Origin of the sequence: Frondihabitans sucicola, assembly GCF_030296615.1 — a bacterium.
In the GTDB taxonomy this organism is placed as follows: domain Bacteria; phylum Actinomycetota; class Actinomycetes; order Actinomycetales; family Microbacteriaceae; genus Frondihabitans; species Frondihabitans sucicola.
Window position 1 is genome coordinate 72691 of record NZ_AP027733.1, and the last position, 24276, is coordinate 96966.

At 67.2% G+C, this 24276-nt stretch carries 23 protein-coding genes; 11 read left to right on the forward strand and 12 right to left on the reverse strand.

Annotated features, from left to right (window positions below; genetic code table 11):
• Positions 1-70: 70 nt before the first annotated feature.
• From QUE79_RS22335 to QUE79_RS22345, 3 genes are all read right to left on the reverse strand, one after another.
• On the reverse strand, positions 71-274 hold the full coding sequence (locus tag QUE79_RS22335) for a hypothetical protein (RefSeq protein WP_286347264.1): 204 nt from the start codon (positions 272-274) through the stop codon (positions 71-73).
• Positions 275-676: 402 nt separating this feature from the next.
• The gene (locus QUE79_RS22340; protein WP_286347265.1) at positions 677-1078 is read right to left on the reverse strand and encodes a hypothetical protein; all 402 of its coding nucleotides are present in this window, start codon (positions 1076-1078) and stop codon (positions 677-679) included.
• A 145-nt stretch (positions 1079-1223) separates the two neighbouring features.
• Complete coding sequence (locus QUE79_RS22345; RefSeq protein ID WP_286347266.1) at positions 1224-1925, reverse strand: helix-turn-helix domain-containing protein; 702 nt, start codon at positions 1923-1925, stop codon at positions 1224-1226.
• 160 nt (positions 1926-2085) lie between these two features.
• On the opposite strand from QUE79_RS22345, the gene QUE79_RS22350 reads away from it, so the two are divergent.
• Entirely contained in the window at positions 2086-2661 is a 576-nt protein-coding gene (locus QUE79_RS22350; RefSeq protein WP_286347267.1) for a hypothetical protein, read from the forward strand.
• 57 nt (positions 2662-2718) lie between these two features.
• On the opposite strand, the gene QUE79_RS22355 is transcribed toward QUE79_RS22350, so the two are convergent.
• From QUE79_RS22355 to QUE79_RS22395, 9 genes are all read right to left on the reverse strand, one after another.
• Positions 2719-3270 carry a hypothetical protein gene (locus QUE79_RS22355; RefSeq protein ID WP_286347268.1) on the reverse strand — a complete coding sequence of 184 codons (552 nt, stop codon included), beginning with the start codon at positions 3268-3270 and terminating at the stop codon, positions 2719-2721.
• A 4-nt stretch (positions 3271-3274) separates the two neighbouring features.
• Entirely contained in the window at positions 3275-3781 is a 507-nt protein-coding gene (locus QUE79_RS22360) for a hypothetical protein (RefSeq protein ID WP_286347269.1), read from the reverse strand.
• A gap of 474 nt (positions 3782-4255) precedes the next feature.
• Positions 4256-4831 carry a hypothetical protein gene (locus QUE79_RS22365; RefSeq protein ID WP_286347270.1) on the reverse strand — a complete coding sequence of 192 codons (576 nt, stop codon included), beginning with the start codon at positions 4829-4831 and terminating at the stop codon, positions 4256-4258.
• 217 nt (positions 4832-5048) lie between these two features.
• Positions 5049-5303, reverse strand: a complete 255-nt coding sequence (locus QUE79_RS22370) for a hypothetical protein (RefSeq protein WP_286347271.1) — start codon at positions 5301-5303, stop codon at positions 5049-5051.
• Positions 5304-5347: 44 nt separating this feature from the next.
• The gene (locus QUE79_RS22375; protein ID WP_286347272.1) at positions 5348-6427 is read right to left on the reverse strand and encodes a hypothetical protein; all 1080 of its coding nucleotides are present in this window, start codon (positions 6425-6427) and stop codon (positions 5348-5350) included.
• A complete protein-coding gene (locus QUE79_RS22380; protein WP_286347273.1) occupies positions 6388-7002 on the reverse strand; it encodes a hypothetical protein in 615 nt (204 codons plus the stop codon). Before QUE79_RS22380 ends, QUE79_RS22375 begins: the two co-directional genes overlap by 40 nt.
• Positions 7003-7327: 325 nt before the next feature.
• On the reverse strand, positions 7328-7687 hold the full coding sequence (locus tag QUE79_RS22385; RefSeq protein WP_286347274.1) for a hypothetical protein: 360 nt from the start codon (positions 7685-7687) through the stop codon (positions 7328-7330).
• Positions 7684-7977, reverse strand: coding sequence for a hypothetical protein (locus QUE79_RS22390; RefSeq protein WP_286347275.1), 294 nt, complete (start codon positions 7975-7977; stop codon positions 7684-7686). Before QUE79_RS22390 ends, QUE79_RS22385 begins: the two co-directional genes overlap by 4 nt.
• Positions 7978-8436: 459 nt before the next feature.
• The gene (locus tag QUE79_RS22395; RefSeq protein WP_286347276.1) at positions 8437-9234 is read right to left on the reverse strand and encodes a hypothetical protein; all 798 of its coding nucleotides are present in this window, start codon (positions 9232-9234) and stop codon (positions 8437-8439) included.
• 1114 nt (positions 9235-10348) lie between these two features.
• Here QUE79_RS22395 and QUE79_RS22400 point away from each other — a divergent pair.
• The 10 genes from QUE79_RS22400 to QUE79_RS22445 all read left to right on the forward strand — a co-directional run bounded on the left by QUE79_RS22400 (position 10349) and on the right by QUE79_RS22445 (position 24261).
• Complete coding sequence (locus tag QUE79_RS22400; RefSeq protein WP_286347277.1) at positions 10349-12211, forward strand: hypothetical protein; 1863 nt, start codon at positions 10349-10351, stop codon at positions 12209-12211.
• A 3055-nt stretch (positions 12212-15266) separates the two neighbouring features.
• Positions 15267-16214, forward strand: coding sequence for a hypothetical protein (locus QUE79_RS22405; protein ID WP_286347278.1), 948 nt, complete (start codon positions 15267-15269; stop codon positions 16212-16214).
• The gene (locus tag QUE79_RS22410; protein ID WP_286347279.1) at positions 16214-17509 is read left to right on the forward strand and encodes a type IV secretory system conjugative DNA transfer family protein; all 1296 of its coding nucleotides are present in this window, start codon (positions 16214-16216) and stop codon (positions 17507-17509) included. Before QUE79_RS22405 ends, QUE79_RS22410 begins: the two co-directional genes overlap by 1 nt.
• Entirely contained in the window at positions 17425-18909 is a 1485-nt protein-coding gene (locus QUE79_RS22415; RefSeq protein WP_286347280.1) for a type IV secretory system conjugative DNA transfer family protein, read from the forward strand. Before QUE79_RS22410 ends, QUE79_RS22415 begins: the two co-directional genes overlap by 85 nt.
• Positions 18910-19021: 112 nt before the next feature.
• Entirely contained in the window at positions 19022-20437 is a 1416-nt protein-coding gene (locus tag QUE79_RS22420; RefSeq protein WP_286347281.1) for a conjugal transfer protein, read from the forward strand.
• A gap of 194 nt (positions 20438-20631) precedes the next feature.
• A complete protein-coding gene (locus QUE79_RS22425; RefSeq protein WP_286347282.1) occupies positions 20632-20850 on the forward strand; it encodes a hypothetical protein in 219 nt (72 codons plus the stop codon).
• A gap of 79 nt (positions 20851-20929) precedes the next feature.
• Complete coding sequence (locus tag QUE79_RS22430; RefSeq protein WP_286347283.1) at positions 20930-21583, forward strand: hypothetical protein; 654 nt, start codon at positions 20930-20932, stop codon at positions 21581-21583.
• A 14-nt stretch (positions 21584-21597) separates the two neighbouring features.
• Positions 21598-22473: a hypothetical protein gene (locus QUE79_RS22435; RefSeq protein ID WP_286347284.1), complete on the forward strand. Its 876-nt coding sequence runs from the start codon at positions 21598-21600 to the stop codon at positions 22471-22473.
• 451 nt (positions 22474-22924) lie between these two features.
• On the forward strand, positions 22925-23194 hold the full coding sequence (locus QUE79_RS22440; protein WP_286347285.1) for a hypothetical protein: 270 nt from the start codon (positions 22925-22927) through the stop codon (positions 23192-23194).
• Positions 23195-23211: 17 nt separating this feature from the next.
• On the forward strand, positions 23212-24261 hold the full coding sequence (locus QUE79_RS22445; protein ID WP_286347286.1) for an ATP-binding protein: 1050 nt from the start codon (positions 23212-23214) through the stop codon (positions 24259-24261).
• Positions 24262-24276: the final 15 nt, after the last annotated feature.

Here is a 24276-nt window from a genome sequence, read left to right on the forward strand (position 1 = left end):
CGCTACCGGAGGCGACACCCGTCGCCGGGACCCGCGCAGCTCGCGGCGTTGCGGGACGTTTCCGTGTCCCCTATGCGCTCCGGCCCTCAGCGGCGAGCACGCGCAGGCAGTTCCCGCACTCGGTCAGCTCGACGCGGTCGGTCACGCTGATGAAGTCGCGGTTGCCACACACCGGGGCCAGGTCGGTGCCCATGCCGATCCAGACGATGCCCTCCTTGGTGGCCGTGGGGTCGTAGTGCAGCAGGGAACGGTACGGGGGCTCGTGGGCGCTCATGGGGCAGGGCCTTTCTGGTCGGGTGGCACCACGTTACGGCCGCGGCCCCCGGCGCCGGAATAGCCCTCGGGGTGGTTTCCGTGTCCCCATTAGCCCGACAAGCGCGGCCGCCCCGGCACTCCCCGACGACGGCGCCAACCGCTCTACCGTCTCAGGCGTCACCATCGGCTTCGCCCGCCCCGCGCAGACGCGATCCAGACCCAAGCGGCGATCTAGAAATCGCGCTACGGTCAGCGCAGCCACCCCGACGAGAGGACCCGACATGACCGCGACCTGCCAGGACTGCAAGTGGGACGACAACGCCATCTACTCCCGGCCCGCCGCCGAGCAGCACGCCGACGAGACCGGGCACAGCGTCCTCGACGAGTAGACCAACGCCTGGGGGTCGGGGATGGGAGAACCTCAGGGGCGGTACTCGGCCATGAACTTCACGACGCTTCGCCGCAAGCTGCCCACATCACTCTCGTTCGTGCGGAAGCGCTCGATCCGGTAGACCCCCAGGCGCTGGGACGGCCCAGTGTCGACTGCGATGAACTTCCCTTCGGTCGTCACCGCCACCCACTCGCTGCCGTTCAGCCAGAACCCCCACGCCTGACCGATCGGGCTGCGGGAGTAGTCCATCGACGTGAACTCGGGATCGTCGTTGCTCGTGATCGTGAACAGCTCCGCCGGGGGCACGTCGTTCGCGACCAGCCACTCGACAAACTCTGCTCCGAGCGCATCCTGCTGCACTCGCTCGGCATCCCATGCGGCCTTGTCTGCCAGCGCCTCGGCGGCTCGGCGATCTGCGGCGGCCGTCCTCAAGCGATCGGCTTCATCCTGTAGCGACACGAGCGCCTTCCCTTCGTCGACCCCCGCATCGTACGAGAGCGCTCGGGCTGGGACTAGAGACCTGACGGGTGAACGCCGTCGACACCATGGGCGGTTTCCGTGTCCCCTCGCGCCGGGTCTAGTCGGTGGGGACGCCCGACAGCGACTGAGGAGTGCCGGGGACGGCGACGGCATCCACCCACTCCCGCGCCGCGGCCCACGAGTCGACCTCGATCGTCAAGGTCACTTCGATGCGCGTGCGATCGCCCGGCAGCTCCGGCGCGGGCCCGCCCGCCTCGTGCGCGCGCTTCGCGCGGTCGTACTCCGGGTCGCCCTCGTGGATGCCGTACCACCAGGAGGTGCCGCAGGAGCACTCCACCTGAGTCCGGTAGTAGCCGAGGTTCAGGGTGTTGACGGCGACGTGCTCCGGGTTACCGACGAGCACCTGGTCGACGCGGGCCTGGAGGTCGGCGGACAACTCGCGGTCGACGACCGCGTCGGCGAGCCGCGCACGGAGGTCGGCTTGGGAGGCGAGGTTCTCGCGGGCGTTCTGATGCAGGGTGCGGGCATCGGAGGCGAGGGCGTCATGCCAGTCGACAAGCCCGACGATGTCGGCGTCCTGGCCGAGGTCGAAGAGCGCGGTCACGGAGACGCCGAGGACTTCGGCGAGCACAGGGGCCTCGCTGGCCTGGAGGCCGCGGTTCCCGGTCTCGATCCGGCTGAGTGTGGCGCCGACCCAGTCGATGCCCTTCTCCGCGAGGAGATCGCACAGCGCCTGCTGGCTGAGTTTGCCTCGGAGGCTGCGGACGTTCATGCCGATCTGCTCATTCGTGATGCTCATGGTTCTACAGTACACGTTGCTTGCGGTTTCGTCACGTACGGCATGCGGATCGCTCAAGTCGAGCGGCCCCCTCAACTCATGCCGGTCCCCTCTGGCGGAAGCGGCACGACCGCCGATACCGTGACGTGACGGCCCCGACTGCCGCCGACAGGAGACCATCATGAGCGCCCTCGACGGCTTCATCGGCGACGGGCTGGCCACACCGCAGCAGCCCACCCGGCACCAGCGCATCGCCGCCGCGGCAGCCCCACTCGCAAAGCTCCTCGCCGACGTCGACGGAGCCCTCCGCGCCCGCGGTATCCCCGTGACGCCGAGCTACGAGATCGAGGACAGGTATCACGGGGACTTCACTCCCACCGAGTACATCCGACACCCGAAGCCGGGCGTCTGGCCCCTCCAGGTCTTCGCCCTCGCCGAGGAGGGTGGCTTGGTCCACTATGAGCTTCCCCTCGCCGCCACGGTCGGCGACTACCGCGCCGAGGTGCAGCGCAGGACGCCGGTGACGGTCGGCATCATCGAGGACGGCCCGGCAGGCTCCGACACCATCGTCGCCACGCTCGACGGGCAGCTCAGGCTCCTGCCCACCCACCGTCGCCTTCCCGGCTTCCAGGGGCGCACCATCTCCCCGGGACTCGCCGCGAAGTTCCCGCCCGGCACCGAGCAGCAGCCCACCAGCTATCCGCTTGACGAGGTGCTCGGGCACGCGATCGCCGACCTCGTTCGCTTCTACGCCTGACGTTTTTCGTGTCCCCTCAGGCGCTACCGGGATAGCAGTTCCAGGGGTGCGCGACGGTCAGCTCGCGTCGACTCCCGAGACCAGCACGCTCGCGAAGAGCTGCGACCAGAACGCCTCGAATGCATTCCCGGTCATCGGTTGTCGCGGGAGCGTGGCCGCAGTGACCTCCAGGCGCTCACCGCTGAGACTCGCCGTCAGGGTGCCGTCGTACGAGTCGACGAAGATGTTGGCTGCGATGCTGCGCGTGGGTCCCTTCCGGAAGCGCTCCTTCCCTCGCCAAGACGAGGTGTCCACCAGGCGCGCATCCACCACGCGGCCATCATCGAGCAGCGCCGCCTCCCGCGTCAGCATCCACCCCGTCAGCCCGAGCGGCACCCACGCGTGCAGGGTCCTGTCCGTAGACACGAACCCCGGCTTCCATTTCCAGAAGCCCACCGGCAACGTCTCCACCTGGATGCGAGCGCGCTGCATGAAGTCGTCACGGAGGCGACGGAAGACCACCGCATCTCGGGCCGCCTGCGCCGAGCGCGCGTCGGCGGCCGTCGCGGCGCCCTCCTGCTCACGGGCAAGGCGAGCGCGCTCCGCGGCGATGGCGTCATCGAGGCTCATGAGGTCAGGCTCCGAGGAGAGCGCGGATGCGGCGCGCGACCGCCTGCTCCAGGGTCGTGTCAATGCCTTCGTCGTAGTCGACGGTGCGCTGAGTGGGCACCTTGTGGTCGTTGAACTCAAAGAAGTCGAACAGACGACGCTCGCCCTGATCGTCGATGGTCAGGTACGCCCAGACTCTGCGGTAGCCGGGACTTCCGTTGCCCGTCATCGAGCCGGTAGCAACCTGGCGGGTGCCCATGATGCGGCCGTCGACGTCAACCCAGAATGCGCCGAGGTCAAAACCCACAAACTGACAGTCCCCCCAGCCATCCGGCTTCGCGTATCCGGGCTCCGTCGGGATGGCGCCCTCGCGGTGCAGGACAGCAGCGGCGTCGCGGCCCATCTGCTCCGCCTGCGCCCACACCTCCTCCAGCCGAGCACGGCGGGCAGCAGCCTTGGCAGCCTTGGTCTCCTCCTCGCGGGCATGCGTCTCCTCGACGTCGGAGCGGCGGATGTCGTCGAACATGCCCATGGCGGGACTCCTTCAGGTCAGGGTGAGATCAGCGTAGGGCCGCCACGCGGGCGATGGACAGGCGTTTCCGTGTCCCCGTTGAGCGGGTCGTTCGGCGACAACGCACTCATCGGGGGGCGGCGTGGGCGTGGAGCACTGATAGAGCGCCGACACCCGGCGTGCGCCTAGATGTCCCGGCAGAGCATCCGCCCGTCGTTCGCCAGGACCCGCGTCGCGTATGGAAGCTCATCGTCTTCGTCGAGAAGCTCCTTCACGATGTACCGCGTTGCTGGTGCCTTCCCAGAGGCGATCGCCTCCGCGACATCCAGGCGACTCAGGGCCGCCGAGTTCGCGTCCGGTTCGCTGTCGAAGCGCCCACAGCTACGTGCGCGCTCGGCGATGAATCGTCTCCGGCGCCGATGACGTCGAACTTGCTGACGGGACCATCTTGTCGCGAGGGGCCCGATCGAGGCCTGCGCCCCCATAGAATCGACGCTACCGCGCGGCCCGGTGACGAGCCACACGGTCCGCCACTGCTTCCGTCAGGTACGCGGACGTGGGGATGTACTCGGCACTTTCGTCCATCCACACCACGTTCACCTGGATGCGGCGCGGCATCCGGGGAGGGTCTTGGAGACCGACCACTTCGATGTACTGATCCGAGCGTTCTAGGTGTTGGCGTTCGATGGCAGAGAGCCCAGCGCCTGCCGCCGAAGCGATGGCCCCTGACCTCGCCAAGGACTCGCTACCGAAGGGCTTGATCTGGGGCAGCTCCGACGCGCGGCCGTCGCTGGATACGCACACGCGCCCGAGGGCCCAGCCGAACCCGAGGAAGCGCCACGCGGACTCTCCTGCGCGCGGGTAGCGAGAGTAGCTGACGATCGGCAGCGTGGGCACATCTTCGGCGCCCAAGAACGCCGCGGCTCCTTCGAAGAGGTCCGTGGCTTCACGGGCGACGCGTACATCGTGGGCGTCTTTCTCTCGCGCGGCCTGGCGCTGTCGCTCGGTTTCCGCATCGATCGCGGGCTGCTGCTCAAGGCGCTTGCGCAATGCCTCATCGAAGACTCCCATTGCCCCTCCTCCACCTCTCCAGATGCTAGCGAGTTAGCAAGGTCCTCGACTAGCGATTGCCGGGTGGCCGGACCACTCCGAGTCGCGGAGGGCCAGGGCTGGTAGAGAACGTCGTCTCTGCGGACGGTCATCTGCCACTTCGCGACCTCTCCGCCGAAGCGCCGCCAAAGTGAGTCGGAGCCGTGCGGATTGACCGGGACCCACAACGACCATTCGGCTAGATGTCGCGCCGGAGCATCCGCCCATCGTTTGCCAGCACCCATGTCGCGTACGGCAGCTCATCGTCCTCGTCGAGGAACTCCATCACGATGTACCGCGTCGACGGAGCCCGCCCCGCAGCGATCGCCTCCGCGACACCCGGGCGGCCCAGGATCGCCGAGTACGCATCCGGCTCACTGTCGAAGCGGCCCACCGCCACCTGCGCGCTCGGCGACGACTCATCCCCCACACCGATGACGTCGAACTTGCTCACGGGACCATCCTCTCGCGAGACCGCGATGATCGTTTCCGTGTCCCCTACTGGTTCTCCGGTTTCGGGTTCTCGCGATACACATTCACGACCGGACGGGGTCCCCGGACTGGCGCATTCGCTGGGCCAGCGGTGTGCTCTTGGATGAAGATCATGCGGTGCGCTTTGAGCGACGGGTACCACTGGTTTCGCCAGAACCCTCGCACTGGCCAGCGGTACAGGTGGAGCTTCCCTCCGCCGGGGGCTCGTGCGCCGACAGAAGACGCGCCTCGGGCATACATGAGCCTGACTGGCGGCGTGGCCCGAGTGGTCCGCGCCCGTTTTTCGCGCTTGCGCTCTTTGGAGTTGTCGGCGTTTTCGGAAGAGGCATCCGCGTCGCCACGACGCTCCATGACGTCGACGAATGCCATGAGGGTTGCCAGGACCTCGGCCTCGCCCTGGTTCCGCGGGTTGAACTCCGCCCCCATGGCAAAGTTGCCCACGAGCATGCGGTACCCCGTGGGCGTCCGATATCGCTCTTCGCCCGTGGCATCGACCCAGTCGGCAACATCGATGAGCGTGGCGATGAACACGCCGTCTTGATCGCGACCCCAGCCCAATAGCCGTGCGGGTGTTTCCGTGTCCCCCGCGAGCCACCCGAACCCCGTCTCGCTCGGAAGCCGAGAGAGGTCGAAGACAGCGGGAAGCTGCTGCATCTCGGCGGCCATGGAGAGCGCGCGATGGTGGTCCACGTTGGAGTGGAAGAAGAACCGTCCAGGGTCCGGTAGGAACAGGGGAAGAATGACTCGGGCCGCCATGGCCACATCCGGGTCACGAGGGATCGCGAGGGCCAGCCGACGGAGGTTCGGGGCGTCATCCAGTGCGATACCGTGCGCTGCCGCCAGGGTCTTGAACGCCACGATGGCATCGTCCCGGCCCTCAAGGCCGCGACCCTCTAGTGCTATCTCGTTAGCGAGGTCCTGGACCAGCGCGAGAGCCATGAGCCGCACGCCATCGTTGGCACTGAAGGCCGAGAATCGCTCGTGAGCTTCGATGACGCGTGACGGGTGAGTGTCGGTGCCCCGGAGACGCTTGACGTCCAGGAACTTCAGACGTACCGGATTCGGACCGGGTATGAGGAGCTGCATCCAGGCGCTCTCCCCTGGGCTGAGGGGGATGCCAGTGAGGGTCTCCAAGCGCTGCTGAATGTAGGCGGAGTTGTGACCCGCCAGAAGGAGGTCGAGTGCAGTCTCGCCCTTGGAGTCGAGCGGCACTCGGAGCAGGGCTGGGGTGAGCACGAGCTGGCCCTCTTTCCCGATGTGGCGGGCGACGGCCGCGAGGGGGCCTGGTTCGGTGGGATGCCAGCCAGAATCCACTGCATGCGCTCGTCGTTCGTGAAGCCGTAGCGCGCCCAGTTCGGGTCTCGTCGCCGAACAATCGCCATCCGCTCGGCGATCAACTCCTCCTGCGAGATGACGGCGGGCGCAGGCGCACCCTCGGGGAAGGGTGGCTCCTCCTCGGGACTCTCCACGGTCTCGCCGAGATCGCGGCCGACCTGAGCGCCAGGAACGTCCTCGAAGAACTGCCGCATCACCTCTATGACATCGCGCCCAGTGGCTTCGGCGACACCGTCGAACTGGGCATGAAGCGCCAGGATCGACGCCTCGAATACGAGCGTCTCGGCGTCGTCGTCAGTCTCAGGACCGAGAGTGCGGGCTGCCATGCCGGTCCCCGCGAGCTGGAGGATCGACTCCGCGAGAGCGCGCACGGCGCTGTTGCCATCGCGGACCTTGGATGCGCGCACATCCGCATGCGCCGCCGCGATCTCGTCGACAAAGCCGAGGGCAATAGCCTTGCCCTCCCCCGCGTCGGGTCATCAGCGGTCGCCACCTCCGACGTGAAGGCGTCCAGGGTCCCAAGCCCAACATCTGAGCCTTGCGTTTCCAGCCTCTCGACCGCCTGCGAGATCAGCTCCACTGCTACGCGGAAGGCAGCAGGGGTCATGCCGCCGATCGGATCGGGCCGGGCGTTCGCGTCTGACATGGGAGTCAGGCTTGAGCGGCGAAGAAGTCGTCGATGACCTTGTCGACATTCGCGTCAGTCGCCCGCGCCAGCTTCACGAGCTGGGCATGGAGGGCGTAGACACCAGCCTCGAAGACGATGAAGCCGCCATACCGAGAGACGATCTCGCCAGCATCGGCAGAGGCGCTTCCGGACAGCGTCCGGCTGAGGATGTCGTCACCCACCCTCCGGACATCTCGTTCACCGATTCGCACCCGCGAGTGCGCCACCGCCGCCTTGGTCTTAGGGTCGCCAGCGAGTTGATCCACAAAGCCGAGTGTCGTGCCGAGGCCCTGGCCAAAGGTCGGGTCATCCGCACTGTCGGTCACCGGCTGGAAGACGTTCACAGCGCCACGAGCCACGTCAGCACCCTCGTTCTCCAGGGCCGAAACGGCAACGTGAATCCGCTCGACGGCAATTGGGCGCGCCGCCGCCGAGGGGTGAACGCCGACAGATTCGCGCGGCTGACCGCGGAGTCGTACGCCGCCGTCAGCTCTTCCATCGTGTGGGGAGCGCTGAAATCGAAGCCGTCGGCCTCCATGTAGGGACGGAGGTATTCGGCAGTCTCCGCCGCCACGCCTGCCACCCGCTGCACCTCGGGCGCGGACACTTCGTAGTCGTCGTCTTCCTCAGCCATGCTCATTCCTCCGGTTGCAGCGTCCGACCATCCTGGCCGAGAGGCAGGCACGTGTCCACATTTCCGTGTCCCCTCAGGTGAACTAGTCCTCGCGATCAAGCTCCGTGCCACTCAGGGTCTCGGCGATCTGCCGGAGCTGGTTGATCAACCGGGCACTCGGCGTCGTACCCATGCGCTCCTTCAAGAGCGTCTTGGCTGCACTTCGTCGCTCGTACAAGTAGAGGCTCAACTGCCACCGCGTGGTTGAGATCAGCTCGTCGGCCAGCGCCCCCAATGCAATCTCGGGCGTCTTAGGTTTCTCATGCCGGTCTTGGGTGTCGACCGTTGGGGATGTCTGTTGACGGCTGGCCGGAGCGGGGCCGGGGCCAGGCTGTGTCTCTGGCGGGCCCTCAGGATCGCGCCACCCGGGAACGCTGTTGTCGAAGCTATTCACAGTCGGCTGTAGAAGCCTCCCGGCCTTCAGCCGAAGTCGTTGCAACTCCGCCCATTCGGCAACGAGGGGAGACTGAAGAGCCATCCGCCCCGGGAGGCTGACAAGTACTTGCCATTGGCGGCCAATGGGAGGGCGGCCAATACGTCCATACGGGCCTGCTCCTCAGTGGTCAGGCGGGCGTTCGCCCTGCGGTTCCGAGCTGAGCGCGGGAGGCCATGACGCACCCGCCACTCGCCGTCGAGCCCGGCCGGAAACAAGTTGCGCCACCTCGGCATGATCGCGCCATAGGCGGCAATCCGCTCAGGGTCCAACCGGGCCGCGGCTTCCAACCTCCGAGCAGCTCGAAGCCACCGCACTGCACCATTCTCCTTCGACAGCAGCCCTTCGCGCGCAGCCGCCAGGAACCGGGCATCGAGGTCAGCCGTCCCCGCCAGGGCAGGCATCTCGCGACGAGGGCGCTGGGCCCGCGCCGCGCGACGCTCTGCCTTGCGAGAGGCATCGAGCGTCTCGGGGTCATCGGTGCGCCATGCGGGCATTGCGGAGTCGAAGCGATCCCGCACACTTGTCGGCATCTCGCCCGCCGCCTCACGGCGGCGTTGATGTTCCAGCCACCGCCCCGAATCGGGAACCTCCGCGAGGACGCCCCTTCTCGCGGCCGACACGAACGGCCCCTTCGGGGTCGACGAGGCCTCGGGCCTGGTCTTCGACGCTGGCGCGGTCCCCTTCTTCAGTTGCGCTCGGCGAACCGCATCAAGGGCCTCTGGCCAGAGCGTCTCCCACCCAGGCATGGACGCGTCGAGCCAGGCCCGGCGCTCTTCGGGCATCTTGCCCGAATCCCCCGCTCACGCTCACTGTCGAGCCACTCGGCAGCGCCTGCCATCTCGGAAAGTCGCCCGTGCTCGGCGGCTCGCAAAAGACCTTGGTGCCGTACGGCACCCGGCCCGCCGGGCGGCCATCATCGATCGCCACCAGCTCCCGCGATCGAGCGGCGGCCTCCGGCCTCGGCCGTTGACCATCGTGCGTGAGCCAGTACTGCACCGTCCCCTGAGCAATGCCAGAGGCGTCGGCAATCACGCGTATCGAGTAGCCCTGACCCTGGAGGGTCACGACGAGTCGCTGCCTCCACGCCCCTGCTCGATCGGTCTCTAGCAGTACGCGCTCTAGCGAAGCCGCGACAGCCTCCGTCGAGGCGCCGGGCATCACATGCCCCCAGTCCGAAGTCGGGACAGCGGAGGCCCGACTCCACGTGACCACGGTTGGGGTCGGGACAGCGATGCGCTTGCCGATGCGATTCATCGACCACCCGTCATGGCGGAGCCGGTTCACCAATCCGGGGCGACTCTCCACCAGCTCTTCACGTCGCCTGATGACGCTCAGCAGCTCGGCGAGAAGTGGCTCCTGCCGCAAGCGACCCACTTTTTCTTGATGCTGCTCGCTTCCCGACGGGGACTTTGTCGGCTCGGCTCGCGTCGCGCTCATGGTGGGGTCCTCTGGTTCATCACGGTGTTCAAGTCGAGGCCTGCGCCCGCTCTGCCCCAGCGGTGATCTTTGCGCAGCTCCTCGGCCAGCCCATCCCTCCCGGCGCGACCCAGGGAAGAGGTAGACCACTGTCGCCATCGTGGCCACAGCAGGTCTGATCCTAGGAGCCCTCGTGCGTCGCTGTCACGCTGCCCTAACCGACAGGGCGACAGCGCGAGGCGACCTTGGCGCATTTCCGTGTCCCCTCGACAGGTTCTTCGCAAGGCTCTAACCTGTTAGCGCGGATCACCACAGCCGCCTCCCCAGCCGTGCGCTATCACGCAAGCATTCACGGTCTCGCGGGGTGAAGGTCGTCGCCCACAACGGAGCGCACCACGGTGACAGAGTCAAAGCCAGGCAGTGCTTCCCCCTACCCGCTTTCGACCTTGAACCTGATGCGTGGTCAGGCGAGAGGACCCCATGCCCAAGAACCGCCGCGCCAAAGATCGCGCCCGCGCCCGCCAGGAGAAAGCCGCAGCCGAGGGGCGCCCGGACGGGTACCAGCGCCACACCCGCAACCCCGGAGGGGTCGACCCCCTCGAAGCGTTCACCGTCAAAGTCCGCTACGACACGGACGCCCTCGCAGGCGCAGCGAGCGTCCGCCACCTACTCGTGGACCCCTCCATCGGCAGCAGGTTCGACGACGAGATCGACGAGGACCAGTACGCCCTCCGCATCGACAGCGACGCGGGATACGTCTTCGTGTTCTGGAACGACTCGATCGGGGACTACTACTCCTACGAGATCGGCGAGCCGCCCATCTGGTGGACACCAGAAGACCACGAGGCCATGGATGCCTGGAAGTCGAAGGTCATGGGTCTCCTCTGCTTCTCCGACCTCATCTCAGCCTCCTGGGACGACGGGCACAGCAACATCGAAAGCGGACGCGGCGACGCCTTCATCGGCTACGACGAGTACGACGACATAACGGACGAAGACTTCGAGGAGCTGGCAGAGGAGGAATTCGAGGAGACGGGCGAACGCCCCGAGCGCGACACCCGCCCCGTCCGGACCGCCGTCATCCGACACCCCCACTTCGACCAGGTGGCATGGCACTCGAAAGACGTCCAGTGGATGACCCCGAGCGACGGCGCCGAGGATGTCTACGACGGCTGGCTGATGGTCGACGATGCGCAGGTCAAGGTCCTCGGACAGATCGCTCCCGACGGAGACTGGCGCACGACGAACGCCCGCGAGACCCTCACGCTCATGCCAGACCTCAGCGATGAAGAGGCCGCCCTCGTGACGGCGTCGGCCCAAGCGCGCAGCATCATCCGGTCCGTCGCCGACGACACGATGCGCGTCACCGCCGAGGTACTGCTGGGCCTGCCGATCGCCGCAGCCAAGGAGGTGAAGCCCACGCTCCCATGGCGCAAGCCCTGGCAAGCTGAGCCCCCGACCGACTTCAAGCCTGCACCGATCTTCACCGAGGACTACCTCGACGAGAGCCCACTAGCAGGTCTCGTGCCGGTCCCCCGCCAGTCGCATTCGCTCCGAATCGACGTTCGCATTCCCGGCACTGCACGTGCGCGCCGTCAAAGTGACGAGCCACCGACGGACCGGCTCATCGCCTACTGGGACGGTCAAGACGACGCCCTTGAGGTGCTGGATCGATCGACTGGAGACCACGTCTTCTCCCGGCGGAATGGGAAGCCCGCGTTCCAAGACGGCCTGGAGGCCATCGAGCATCGCAGCCCCTGGGAGCAAGAGATGTTCGACTCCGTCTCGCAGTGGATGGCGTCCGCGGGCTGGAGACTCAGAGACGGCCGGGGGCTCTGGTCGACGACTCGCAAAGCCGTGAAGGAGGCCGTTCGGCGTGGGGCCACCGAAGTGACGGTCCCCTGGGATTCCTATGGGGTGCCTGACGCCACGACGAGCCTGGTTATCGACTACCCCGCGCTCCACGAGGTGCCCGACTGGGGTGGTCGCACCCTCCGCGCCACGGCATCGACATGTGATGAGTGCGAGTGGGAGATCGTCGCCAAGGGGCCCGGCGCCTCGAACAGCACCATCGTCGCTCACCGCATCGATGGCTACTTCGTCGGCCCGCCAGACGCGGACGTGTGGGAGCTTGGTCACGCGGCACTGAATCACGACGTGGCCCTGAGTGACGAGGCGCTTCGAGCGATCCTCATCGTCGACGCCAATGAGGAGATTGTGCGGACGGCCATCCTCCATGCCCGCGCCCAGTACACCCACGCCGTGCTGAACTTCGCCCCGTTCGACCTGCCCGGCGACGCCGCGAAGCTCGACGAGTACGTCGAGTACTGGGGACTCGCCTAGCCAGCGGGCGAGCGCCCCGAGCAGCACGCGCAGCGGTTACCGATGACGAGGGGAAGCAGCCGCGGCGAGGTGTCCGAGCCCCCGGCGGGGAAGCGCCGCGCAGCGGTTCCCGTCCCCGCCCGATCGAGGAGGCAACGCGCCGAGCGGGACAGCCGAGCGCAGCGGGACGAGGTTCGGGTGGGCGAGGTCGGCCGCCGGAGGCCAGAGGGTCGGGGATGGGAGGACGGCAGCGACGAAGCGAGCGCGGGCGGCGGCGAAAAGGTGAGGAGCCGCGAGGGCGCCAAAGCCCTCGCGCGGAGTCCGGGGCCGCTCCCGGTGCAGAGGTGTCGCAGGGCATCCGGCGACCGCCGCGCGAGCGGCATGGAGGTGATCTCCGCCAGCGCAGCGCCCTCCACCTTCCCGCCTGACTCTCCCGTCCACCTATCCCCGCCCCAGCCCTTCCGCAGTTCCTGGCTCTTGGCACTTCCCGCTCTTCGCCGTTCCGCCCTTCCGCTCTTGGCCCTGTCGCCGCACCCGCTCCTTCCACGCCTGTCCGCTCCTCCCGCTCCCCCACGCGCTGTCTCACTTCCGCCCTTCCCCCGTACCCGCCCTGCCGCTGTCTCATGCACCTGCTCGCCCCGCCCGCTCCCGCGCATCGCCTCCACTTCCGCTGCCGCCACCGGGGCTTCATAGCGTCCCCATTCCGGGTCGCCACCCCCTGCCGCTGCCGCTCCTCCCCATGCGCGTCCCGCCGCCCGGTCTCCGATTCCCCCTGTCCCGACACCTCCCCGTCCCGGTGGTCACCTTCCTGGCGTATGCCGAGTTGCCGTAGGCCTGGGTGTCGTGCGCTCACCTGTCAGGGGGATGCGAGCGCCGCCTGCCCGACGGCTTGGTCTCCTCTGTGCTCGTGGCGCCCTACCGGGTGGTCACCTTCCTGGGGTGCCGCCTCCCGCACTCCTGCACGCACGGGCAGTCCCGTAGGGGATGGGGCGACGTGGTGCTCTCCTGGGACGGGTATCCGTGAGGCGCCTCTGTCGTCACCTTCATGCCGGTACGTACGTACGTAGACCCAGGGTCTTCACGCCTACGCGAGCGCCACGGGGATGAGGTCTCGTTCCTGGGATGACGCCGCTGCGCGGACCAGTGCCGCCGGGACCCGTGGGTCACCTGTGGTGACTCGCTCCGACAAGCTCCGCGAGTGCACTCCCATCCCTGACCCTCCGGCTGGGCGGTCCAAGGCAACCCCGCGCTCACCTCTCACGTGTCGGGCGTCAGCCGATCTCGTGGGGGCTTCCGCGGACACCTCCGTTCCTGGTGCAGCTCACGCGAGCGCATGGGGGACTCCCGGGCACCTTCGTTCTCCGAGGTCTCCGTGACGGGGGTCCAGTACCAGGTGTCGTGCTCCTGCTGGTGGTCCACGGGCACCGCTGTCTGGCTCCGCTGGAACCTGTCACGTTGTCGTCTTCCCGGGAGCGCTGCACCTGCTTTCTTTCTATGGGAGCACGCCTCGTAGAGGGGGTTTCCAGCGCGAGCGCTGTCTCCCATCCCTGACCCCCTGCTCTGCCGCGCTCCCTGCCGTCGACTCCTCCAGAGCGGCGCCCTCCCGCAGCCGCGTGCACCACCTCACGGTCTACGCGAGCGCGCACCCACGGGTCACCTACATGGCGCACGCACACCTTCTGCGGACCCCCACCCCGTGGACTCGGCACCCACGCATCAGGAACCGGACGCCAGCGCGGCAGGCACCTCTGACCACAGGGGACCCTGGGACACCTTCGAGTTGGAACGCGGGGCGTTTGCGAGAGACGACTGGACGATCGCGAGTGGGCGCACGGGTGCCACCAGCACCTGGGAGACGACCCGGGCCGGACCACCTCCACGGGTGTCGCCCGCGCCTGGGACTCGCACCGCGCTGCATGGGCATGGACCGCTGGTCGAGAGACGATGCACCTGCCAGGGAGCGCCCCGCCGTCGGGGCGATCCCGGGATTCGGGAACGCTGGCAGCACCTCACCGCAGGACGCTCCTCGCTGCTGGACAACAGAGCAGGTCACCTGCGCCCGGGCCGTCGTCCAGGAGAAGGAGCGAAGCGACTGAACCGACGGCACCGACCTTCTGAGCGGGCGGCCACGCCCCGAAGACGGTCCGCGGAGGGCGCTCGCGCCCGAGGCCGGGGGCCGCCTGCGGCACCCCGCACCTCCGGTAACGGAGAGACCCTGGGGACCACACAGCCTCATGGCTCGACCTTGCAGACCACGTCTTGGTGGGCGCCGCTTCCGACCCAGAGACCGAGCGGATAGGAACGACGCCACCTACCTTTAGACCCCCTGGTCGGGCTCGCCGCAGACACCACCCACTCGTGACGATGGCGGCTCCGTGTAGCCAGACCAGCCACCCCTGGAACGAGACCGCCCCGTTCACTCAGCGCGGGATGCCCTGGCTCATCTCAGCCAGACCTCCACCACACCCTCCATACCGATCACCACCACCAACCCCTCCAGCGCCCCCTACCTTCAATGCCCCCAGCCATCCTCTGGCCGACACCCGCGCTCACTCGCCACCACCCCACCGCTTCCCGGAGCCCCACGACGGCAAGCCAGGGCCCGCCCCGAACACCCACCTTTGGGAAGGCCTGACCCGGCGACGGGGCAGCAAGCGAGGGCCACTCGCGAAAAGCCGGGAGCAGCCAAACCAGAGAGCAAACCGAAACCGGGATCAGAGAAACCGAAACCGTACTGGCCCTAGGGGTAACCGGTACACGGATAGGGGAGCTATTGGGACTGATCGAAACGTTAGTTACGGGCAGTGGGAGAAAGGGGAGCAACGAAAGCCGTCTCACCACCCAATGTGACTTCCCTTTGGGGCCGGGGCCTGGCCGTCTAACCCGCGTTATTCCGGGGCTCTCGCAACGCTCGTTACGAAATAGCCCTGTCGGTGCCAACAGAGCAAAGACAGGGCAAAACGCGCGCCGAAAGACGGGGTTTGAAAAGGGGTAGAAGTCTGCGCAAAAGCGGGGCATCGAGGGGTATTAATCCGAGGCCGTTCCCGATTGGCTGGAGGGAGCACGAAGGAGACACATGGGACGCCTACCCGCCACCAGCCGCATCGGGGTGATCGACCGCCGGACGAACGAGCGACGCTCCGAGGGCATCGACATCGACGCCACTGACCTCGCCCGGGTCCGCGCACTCGCCCGCTGGTACTGCCTCACGCCGCGGCACCTCATCGCTCTCGAAGAGCCGTACCACTCGTGGCACCCGGATGCCGCGACGGCGGGAACGCTCAGCGTCGAGGAGCGCTCCCGGCTCATCGGCCGCCGGGCAGAAGCCGCCCGTCGCCGCCTCGGCAAGATGGCTCGCGTCGAGGCAGTCGGAGGTGACGGCCCGCTCGTCGTCGGCAACCTCACCCTCGACCGTCAGCTCATCTACTCGGCCACCCGATTCGGTGGTCGCGCCGCCGACACCTCGTGGGACAACCTCGGTCCGATCAACCTCTACTCGATCGAGCACGCCCTTCTCGGAGCAGAGGTCGGCATCCAGCTTCAGGGCCTGATGGGGACCACCGGAGCCCGGGTCTTCTCCCAGCGAGAACTCGACACGGGTCACGACGCTTCCGGCGAAGACCTCCCCCAGAAATACCGCTCGGGGTTCCTTCGCCGCGGTGGAGAGGTCACCGAGAAAGCACCCGACCTCGTGCTCTCCACCTCGTCGGGCGACAAGTACATCGCCGTCGAGGTCGAGCGGGACACGAACCGGCCCATGGACGTCTACAAGGCCAAGCTGTCCGCCTACGAAGGCAACCTCGACATCGCCGCCACCTGGTACGTGTGCGAGCACCCCGCGACCGCGAAGCGAGTCCTTCGAGCAGCCGAGGAGTTCCCCGGCGCCAATGTCAGGGTCATGCTCCTGCGCGACCTGGGCAACGGTCTCCGCGAGGCCGACATCCAGTACCTGCACCTGCCCGAACACGAACGTGCATCCCAGCTTCAACTCATCGCCGAAGACCTACAGAAGGTGGCTCGCTAATGTCCAACGCCTACCCCTGGTTCGACCAGCAGCGCGACTTCGCCGGACGCAAGTGGATCGGTGAGCGCATCCATGCGTTCGGCATGGTCCTCCTGGCCATCGCTGCCGTGCTGTCGCTGCCCGCCCTCGTGGGCAAGCTGTACTCGTACTACGGCTTCGAGCGCTCGAACGACTCCTGGCACAAGCGCGGTTTGGTGCTCATGCTCCTGGGTCTTCCGGTCACCGTGTTCCTGGTGCTCACCGACCCCACGATCATCTTCCGGGTCGGCTACGAAACGGTGCTCACCGCGATCGACAACAAGCCCTTTGTCGGCGGCATCATCCAGTGGCAGCTTCTCGGCCTTTCCCCCTCGCTCATGCTCGTCGGCTTCTCCTCGATCCTCTCCAGCTACCACTACGAGTTCGCGTCGGAGAAGTACCTGCGGCACGTGAAGAAGTTCGGGCTTCTCTACCGCCTCCGCGAGGGACGAAACATCAAGGCCCTGGCCGAGGGCAAGGCCCCCGACCTCGGACACATCGCCTTCGGCATCCACGACGAAGACACCCTCCCCTGGCGCAGCCGCCGCCACGGAATGATCATCGGACGCAAGGCCGACAAGGACTTCGGCCACGGCGTCATCCTGGGAGCCGCGGGCTCCGGCAAGTCCGTGCAGGCGCTCAACATCTTCGACCAGTGCATGGAGCGAAACTTCGCAGGCATCTACGCCGACTTCAAGGGCTCCAAGGGTGTCGAACGAGCACTGCGTGACATGGCCCGCCGCCTAAACCTGCCCTTTTACTCGTTCAGCCTCTACGGCAGCACAGACGGGGAGGGCGTCTACTACGACCCGCTCGCCTGGCCCGGACTCGCGACAGACAAGGCCTCCGTCATCGTCAGCGCCATGCCCTTCGCGGAGGGAGGCGGAAGCCAGTTCTACAAGAACGCCATCGAGGCCTACCTCCCGGTGCAGATCGAGATCATGGAGAAGGTCGGCACCCTCCCCGGCGAGGGCACCTTCGACTTCCTCGCCAACACCTGCACCCCTTCCCTCCTGCTCGACCGGGCCAAAGAGTTCGCGGCCCACGACTCGACGAAGGCGCAGTACAACGAGTGGAAGCGTCGCCTCGCTGGCATCAACCCGGAGACCCTCGAAGGCCTGCGGGGCAACCTCAACAAGATCATCAACTCGGGCGGCAAGTACCTCCGCCCCCGACCGACCCGCATGCCACGGTGCTCGACCTCCGCGACGCCGTCGACGAGGGTGCGATCATCTACTTCTCGTTCGCCACGAGCCTCGACGCCGTGTCCGTCGTGACCATCGGCTCCCTGCTCATCCAGGACATCACCGCGATGATCGGCGCCCGAATGAACGGGCCCGTCGCCAACATCCGCCCCGTGCTCTTCATGCCCGACGAGACCTCCGTCCTCGAAGAGCGTGCCGAGCTGCTCGACAACATGCTGCGCCAGGCCCGAGAGGCAAAGGTGTGGGTGTGGCCCGTCGCCCAGTCGCTGGTCTCCTGGCCCGAGTCGACCCGCAACGAGGTCCTCTCCAACGCCCGCACCAAGATCGCCTACAACGTCCCCGACAAGTTCACCCAGGACTACCTGGTCGGCGGTCTCAGCAAGGTGCCGTGGCTCACCTTCCAGACGGGCACAGAGTCTGACGCTCGTGCTGGCGGTCGCCGCGAGGTCACCGTCGGCGGCCGCGGCTTCGCCAAGGTCGACCGTGGCGACCAGCTCACTCCGGGTGACCTCAACCTCCGCGACCGCGAGGCCTACATCTGGTTCACCGGCGGCACGGACACCTGGCTGACGATCAAGCCGTTCCGACGCCACCGCGTCCGCAACGAGGAGATCGAGCAGGACATTGTGCAGATCAAGACCATCGCCCGCGCCTCCATCCTCGCCTCGCTCAACAGCGCAGGCCCGGAGGATGCTGCCCTCTCGGAGGCGGCACGACTTCGAGTCGAGCATGCCAAGGCTCGCGGCCTCGCTCGCCTGAACGGTGACCCCGCTCCGACCAGCCTCGTCGAGGAGGAGGCGATGGACGGCAACTGGGGCGACGACCTCAGTTACTCAGCCCCGGCCATCTCGTCCGATGTCGACCCGGACCTCCTGGCCGACTACCGCGATCGCCGAGCTGCTCAGTCGCAGGCCCTGCCCATGCAGGCTCCCGCGCTTCCGGCGTCGACACCCGCGCTGCCGCTGCCTGGGGCATCGAACGCACCGGCGTTCCCCTTCCACGCCTCGCCTGCGAGCATGCCCGAGAGTGGGGCGACGGTCGCGCACGAGCCCGCCACCCAGGACCCTGCACCGACGGTCGCGTTCCCCTTCGCGCCCCTGCCGACCGCACCGGTCAATGCTCCGGCACCCGGGTTCCCTGTGGCGCCGTTCATCGCGCGCGACCCGGCGCCCGCCGCCCCCGCCGATGCTCCTCTGGTGCAGCCGACCATCCCCGCCACCAGCGAGGTCGAGGAGCCTGGAGAGGAGGGGGCACCCGGCAGCGTCAGCCTCTTGGATTCCCTGAAGTCGATCAAGGCTCAGACCGGCGCGCCGGAGGGCTTCGCGCCCGCTCGTCGCACGCCGCCCGTCGCGACCCCCCGACCGGACTGGCTGCCCGCACGTCGCACCCCGACCCCGCCGGTCGACGAGGCCGCCCCCACTCCACGGCGAGGGCCCTCCTGGGGAACCAAGGACGACGAGGCTTCCGCCTAACCTCCCCCACCCCCCGGTTCAGCAGCGACACAGCCGCCTCACGGTTTCCGTGGGGCGGTTCTGCGTCTGCAAGTTGCTATACTAAAGACACGACTTCTAGGAGACACCACCAATGGTTGACAACCACAGCGACGCCTTCGACTCGGCTTTCACACCGGGACCTCGCCCTGAGGTCCCCGCGGCAACTAGCGATCCCCGCACCTGGGACGCCCCGCCGGTCGAGCCGACCGTCGCGGCAGCCGCCCCGTCGTTCAACCCGAGCGAGCCCGCACCTGAGTCCCGTCGTCGTGGTCGCGGCTCGAAGGCGCCCGCCGCGGCGAAGCCCTCCAAGGCAGAGCTGAAGGCCGCCAAGCAGGAGGCGTCGAAGACGAAGGCGCCGAAGCAGTCCCGCAAGGAGCGTCAGGCTGCGGAGGTCCGAGCGAAGGCTGTCGACAAGAAGTCCAGCATCTCCCTCGGCCAGCGTTACGGCGGCAACCGCAAGTACTGGCTGCTCCTGAGCGCCGCCCTCGTCCTCTCCCCCGTCCTCTCGCTCACGTCGCTCGCCGTCGGCGGGGCGAAGGCGAACAAGTCCGACATCGCCGCCGCCGTCGACCAGGCCCTCAAGGACCGCGGTTCCAACTTCCCCACCGGGCAGGCCGTCATGTGGTCCGGCCAGGTCGTGCGCACCTGGGGCACCTGGGACTCCAGCGACCAGACCGACCAGCGCTCCGTCCTCCTCAGCCAGTACCTCAGCCGCGGCCTCGACCCCTCGGCCGGATGGAACGGTGCAGGCAAGCAGGAGGTCCTGTACTCCACCGTCAACCCGGTTCCGACCATCGTCGACGCCAACCACGCCTGGGTCGACGCGAGCTACCAGATTCAGGACGGCACCTGGCGCTGCGTCTCGCTGCCGATCTACGCGTACCACCCCAAGGGCTTCACCTCGGCGACCTCCTACGCGTTCGCCCTGACCGCCAACCCGGTGCCCGTCGCATGTGCACCCCGCACCGGAGCGCCCACCATCTCCTCGAACCAGGTCGACGCCGCTGGCAAGCCGACCAGCGACGACCAGGTCTCGGGCCAGAAGCTCCAGACCGAATACTTCCCGGGCTTCTTCGCCGCATGGGCTGCCAGCGACCAGGCAACCCTGAAGCAGTACGCGACCAACGACGCCGAACTCGTCGGCCTCGGCGGGGCCTTCGACTCGACCCCCGCGCCGACGATCAACGAGGTGCACCTGCCCCTCTCCAACGGAGCCAAGATCACGTCGGGCCAGACTTACACGGCCACCGTGTCCGTCACCTGGACCGTCGCAGGCTCCACGGCTCAGCTCACCTCGTGGTACGACGTCAAGCTCCGCAATGGCGGCAACCAGTGGTTCGTCACCGGTGAGCCCACTCCCGTCGAACAGCAGACCAACGTCGGCGGCAGCCAGGCGGGCGACATCAGCACGCCGCAGACCGGCGACAAGGCCAATCTCTGGACGACTCCGAAGCCCACGGCACCCACGGCGGAGAAGACCACCTCTCCCACCGCCGATGGCCAGTGAAAACGGGCATAAACGTGTCAATGATCGGGGGAAATCGCCCCATTTCAAGGTCGATTTCGACTTGACTCTTTGTAGGGGAACAACCCGTTCCCCGCAGCTCTTGCAGAGAGTCGCGCAAGCACTATCCCGCAAGGCTGCATCCCACCTCATGGGCGCAACGGCTCCGGCCAACGCCTCTGAACCTTGGAGTGCAAATGCCTTTCTCCCCCGGACTTCTGACCGGAATCGGTGTGATCGCGAGCGTCCTGGCTCTCGTGACCTGGATTCGCACCGGCGGCAAGCTGATGAAGGCCCTGCTGGTCTTCGTCGGCGCGGCGCTGATCTGCGCGTTCATCTCGAACCCCGGTCTCATGACCTCCACCCTCGCGGGTCTCTTCGGAAAGATCGTCACCACGGTCGTCGGTTGGTTCTGACCCGTCCCGCATCAATCGCGTCGAGGGGGTCAGCATCTGCTGTCCCCCTCGCCGCACTTAACCGAGGAGGTGTTCTCTGATGGCCGATGAATCAGCACAGGCTGCCACGCAGATCACCGTCGAGAACTACACCGCGGTGTCGAAGATCAGGAAGCGCATCCGCTCCATCGGCGACATGGCAGTCCCCCTCAAGCGTGGACTCGGAGAGGACCAGCTCGTAGCGATCCTCGGCACCCTCGCTCTGCTGGGCATCATCTACGGTCTCGTGCTCGCACCGATCGTGCACCTGCTCCACATCACGCTCACGTGGGCGGCCTTCGCGGTCTACCTGATCGTCCCCACCTTCTTGGCTGCGCAGAAGATCGGCACTCCCATGAAGAGTGCCAAGACCGTCAGCGGGACCGTGTCGTCCCTCCTGCGCAGCCTCCTGGATGACCCGGTCCACCGCCGCGGCGTTCCCCAGGCCAGAAAGACCGTCACGGGTCGCCGCCTCCACTACCAGCGCCAGTGGGTGTCGGCCGACATCACCGAGCCCGTCGACTCCCTCGCCACCGGTGCGGGCGACGAGAACTACCACTACGAGAACGTGTCGTTCCTCGATCGCTGGATGGCCGAGCACTCGGTCCAGCACGAGGAGCAGCGCGCCGCCGAAGTCGAGGAGAAGAAGCTGGACCGCGCTGCGCGCCAGACGATGCTTCACAACTCCACCGACCAAACAGTCACCTTCGACTAGGAAGACCGAATCACATGGGTCTCATCGACAACATGCGCAAGGCCGAGCAGATCAAGAAGCTCTCGCGTCTCTCCGTAGAGGACCGCGACGCCAACCGCCTCCCGATCGTCTACGGCAACAACGACTTCTTCCTCAGCCGCGAGGCAGCATGGTCGCTGCACTCCATCCCCACCAAGCCCTGGGGCTACCTCAAGGACAGCGACAAGGTCGGCTACTTCCTCGGCGGCATCGGCTTCTTCAACCGGTCCTTCCCCTCCGAGCAGGGCAACGCTGGTCACCTCCTCGTCACCAACCACACCTACAGCTCCGAGGCATGGCAAGACGCCCTCCTCGCGCACAACGCCGAGCGCGCCCTCCCGGGCTTCGGCCTCTACCTCGACGCGACGCGCGAGAACATCGACGTGTCGGAGTTCTTCAGCCGCGACATCTACCTGGCGACCCGCCTCGGAGAGCGCTTCGACTACAGCGGCGTCATGGGCACCATCCGCCAGGTCACCGACTTCTTCACCAGCGGCTTCGGCCTCGACGACAGCCAGCCCCTCCCCGAGGAGATCGCCCACTGGCAGGCCCAGGCCGACCAGGTCGACCAGACCTTCGGTGGATCGTTCTTCAAGGCCGACGCCCAGAGCCGCCGCCGCCTGGAGTGGCTCGTGCGCCACCTCGACACCCCAGCCCAGCCGACCCCGGACGTCACCCCCGCCGACCGCCTCCAGTGGGGCATCGGCGAATGGCAGACCACCCTGGCCGCCTACACCGAGGTCGTCGACCTCGGCGTCAACGGCAAGGACAAGTACAAGTGCGTGCAGTTCGAGACGCCCACGGGCACCGGAACCTCCTACGCCGCGTACCTCCCCTCGCCCACACGCCCGACTCGGTGTCGTACTCGCTGAAGTGGATGCAGCACGCCTCCACGCTCCCGTTCCCCGTCGACATCTCGGTGCACTTCGAGGTCGTCGACTCCACCCGCGCCAGCAAGGACCTCGACCGAGCCATCAACGCCGCCGAGAACCAGGTCTCCGATGACGCCGAGGTCGGACACAACACCGACCAGCGCACCCTCCGCCAGCAGTCGGAGCTGCGCAAGCTCGCCGAGGACCTCGCGGCGGGCCGCCTGCCGATGATGTACTGGCAGGCCGTCTTCATGGTCACCGACACCACCAAGGAGGGGCTCCTCCAGAAGGTGATCGCGCTCAAGCGCCACTACAGCGACATCGAGTTCGAACTCGTCGTTCCGGCCCGAGACCAGCGCGAACTCTTCTACCAGTCCTTCCCCGGCTCCGAGGTCACGATCAAGGACTGGATGCAGAAGTCCAAGGCCGACTTCTTCGTCTCCGGTCAGCCGTGGGTGTCGACCGAGGTCGGCGACGGCAAGGGGCTCTACCAGGGCTTCACCGTCGTCGCAGACTCCCAGGGGCAGCCCAGCGCGGCGTCCCGGTCTTCTACGACCTCCAGAACATCGGTGACGACGCCCACCAGGCCCCCACCGAGATCGTCTTCGGCGACCCGGGCTCCGGGAAGACCGTGTCCCGCGGCCTCAAGTGCGCCCTCGAAGACGGCTACAAGGGCATCACCCAGTTCATCTGGGACCCCAAGGAGACTTCCTGCCCCTGAAGCTCTACGCGAAGCAGATGATGCTCAACCCCGACAAGGTCCGCCTCATCGACCTCTACGACCCCGAGGCCTCGATCTCGCTCGACGCCTTCGGCATCGCCGAGGTCGACGCCGAGAAGAAGATCGACGAGCGCGCGTCCATGGCGATCGAGATTCTCGAAGCCCTCTGCCGCCGCTTCGTCTCCCCCAACAACCCCTCGAATACCGCCTACGCGCGCATCATCCAGCGTGCTGTCAACGCGGAGCTGGAGTCGCAGCGCACCGCAGGCACCACCCCGAGCATGCGAGGGGTCCTCGTGCGCCTCGACCGCTGGGGCACCGGCGACCTCCGCGACGTCGTCAACGTCCAGGACGAGGTCCGCGGCAAGTGGATCGACATGGCCCAGACCCTGAGCGAGCACCTCGACACCCAGTCGAAGGACACCCTCGGCCGCCTCCTCTTCGCAGAGCCCGGCATCGGTCGCTCCATGACCGTCGAGGCCGGGTCCATGACCATCTTCGTCGCGCTGAACCTCCAGCCCACCGAAGAGGGCACCGAGCCCACGAGCACCTCGACGATCCACGACGTCATCTCCGGCCTCATGACCGACTACATCCGCTCGCTCCTCTACCGCCTGCCGGACGAAGAGCCGAAGGTTCTGGTCTTCGACGAGTGGCACGTCATCAAGCGCACCAAGCGCGCCGAGGCCCTCGTCAACTGGCTCCGCCGCATGGGCCGCTCCAAGCGTGCTCAGGTCCGCCAGCTCTCGCAGGCCGCCGTCGACTTCGACACCAACTCCCTGTCCGCCGTCTGGGCCGGGAAGTGCCAGACCAAGGACTCGGCCATCGCCTCCTGCACGATGCTGGAGATCGAGCCGAACGAGGTCAACATCGGCACCCTCATGCGTCTCGGCGCTGGCGAGTTCCTCTTCCGGGACCAGAAGGGCCGCATCGCCCGCGTCTTCGTCGACATCTGGGACAAGTGGCTCCTCGACCGGTTCAACACCCAGCCGGACGCCAAGGCCCGCCTCCTCGAAGAGCTGCGTCAGCAGCAGCCCAACCTCCTCTCCTCGGCCGTCGCCGCCTGATCCCCCCTCACCACG

What these genes read in the sequence shown, in the direction of transcription:
- QUE79_RS22335 (WP_286347264.1), bottom strand. Translation starts at nt 274, where the DNA reads ATGAGCGCCCACGAGCCCCCGTACCGTTCCCTGCTGCACTACGACCCC.
- QUE79_RS22345 (WP_286347266.1), bottom strand. Translation starts at nt 1,925, where the DNA reads ATGAGCATCACGAATGAGCAGATCGGCATGAACGTCCGCAGCCTCCGA.
- QUE79_RS22350 (WP_286347267.1), top strand. Translation starts at nt 2,086, where the DNA reads ATGAGCGCCCTCGACGGCTTCATCGGCGACGGGCTGGCCACACCGCAG.
- QUE79_RS22355 (WP_286347268.1), bottom strand. Translation starts at nt 3,270, where the DNA reads ATGAGCCTCGATGACGCCATCGCCGCGGAGCGCGCTCGCCTTGCCCGT.
- QUE79_RS22360 (WP_286347269.1), bottom strand. Translation starts at nt 3,781, where the DNA reads ATGGGCATGTTCGACGACATCCGCCGCTCCGACGTCGAGGAGACGCAT.
- QUE79_RS22365 (WP_286347270.1), bottom strand. Translation starts at nt 4,831, where the DNA reads ATGGGAGTCTTCGATGAGGCATTGCGCAAGCGCCTTGAGCAGCAGCCC.
- QUE79_RS22375 (WP_286347272.1), bottom strand. Translation starts at nt 6,427, where the DNA reads ATGCAGCTCCTCATACCCGGTCCGAATCCGGTACGTCTGAAGTTCCTG.
- QUE79_RS22380 (WP_286347273.1), bottom strand. Translation starts at nt 7,002, where the DNA reads ATGGCAGCCCGCACTCTCGGTCCTGAGACTGACGACGACGCCGAGACG.
- QUE79_RS22390 (WP_286347275.1), bottom strand. Translation starts at nt 7,977, where the DNA reads ATGGCTGAGGAAGACGACGACTACGAAGTGTCCGCGCCCGAGGTGCAG.
- QUE79_RS22395 (WP_286347276.1), bottom strand. Translation starts at nt 9,234, where the DNA reads ATGCCCGAAGAGCGCCGGGCCTGGCTCGACGCGTCCATGCCTGGGTGG.
- QUE79_RS22400 (WP_286347277.1), top strand. Translation starts at nt 10,349, where the DNA reads ATGCCCAAGAACCGCCGCGCCAAAGATCGCGCCCGCGCCCGCCAGGAG.
- QUE79_RS22405 (WP_286347278.1), top strand. Translation starts at nt 15,267, where the DNA reads ATGGGACGCCTACCCGCCACCAGCCGCATCGGGGTGATCGACCGCCGG.
- QUE79_RS22410 (WP_286347279.1), top strand. Translation starts at nt 16,214, where the DNA reads ATGTCCAACGCCTACCCCTGGTTCGACCAGCAGCGCGACTTCGCCGGA.
- QUE79_RS22420 (WP_286347281.1), top strand. Translation starts at nt 19,022, where the DNA reads ATGGTTGACAACCACAGCGACGCCTTCGACTCGGCTTTCACACCGGGA.
- QUE79_RS22425 (WP_286347282.1), top strand. Translation starts at nt 20,632, where the DNA reads ATGCCTTTCTCCCCCGGACTTCTGACCGGAATCGGTGTGATCGCGAGC.
- QUE79_RS22430 (WP_286347283.1), top strand. Translation starts at nt 20,930, where the DNA reads ATGGCCGATGAATCAGCACAGGCTGCCACGCAGATCACCGTCGAGAAC.
- QUE79_RS22435 (WP_286347284.1), top strand. Translation starts at nt 21,598, where the DNA reads ATGGGTCTCATCGACAACATGCGCAAGGCCGAGCAGATCAAGAAGCTC.
- QUE79_RS22445 (WP_286347286.1), top strand. Translation starts at nt 23,212, where the DNA reads ATGATGCTCAACCCCGACAAGGTCCGCCTCATCGACCTCTACGACCCC.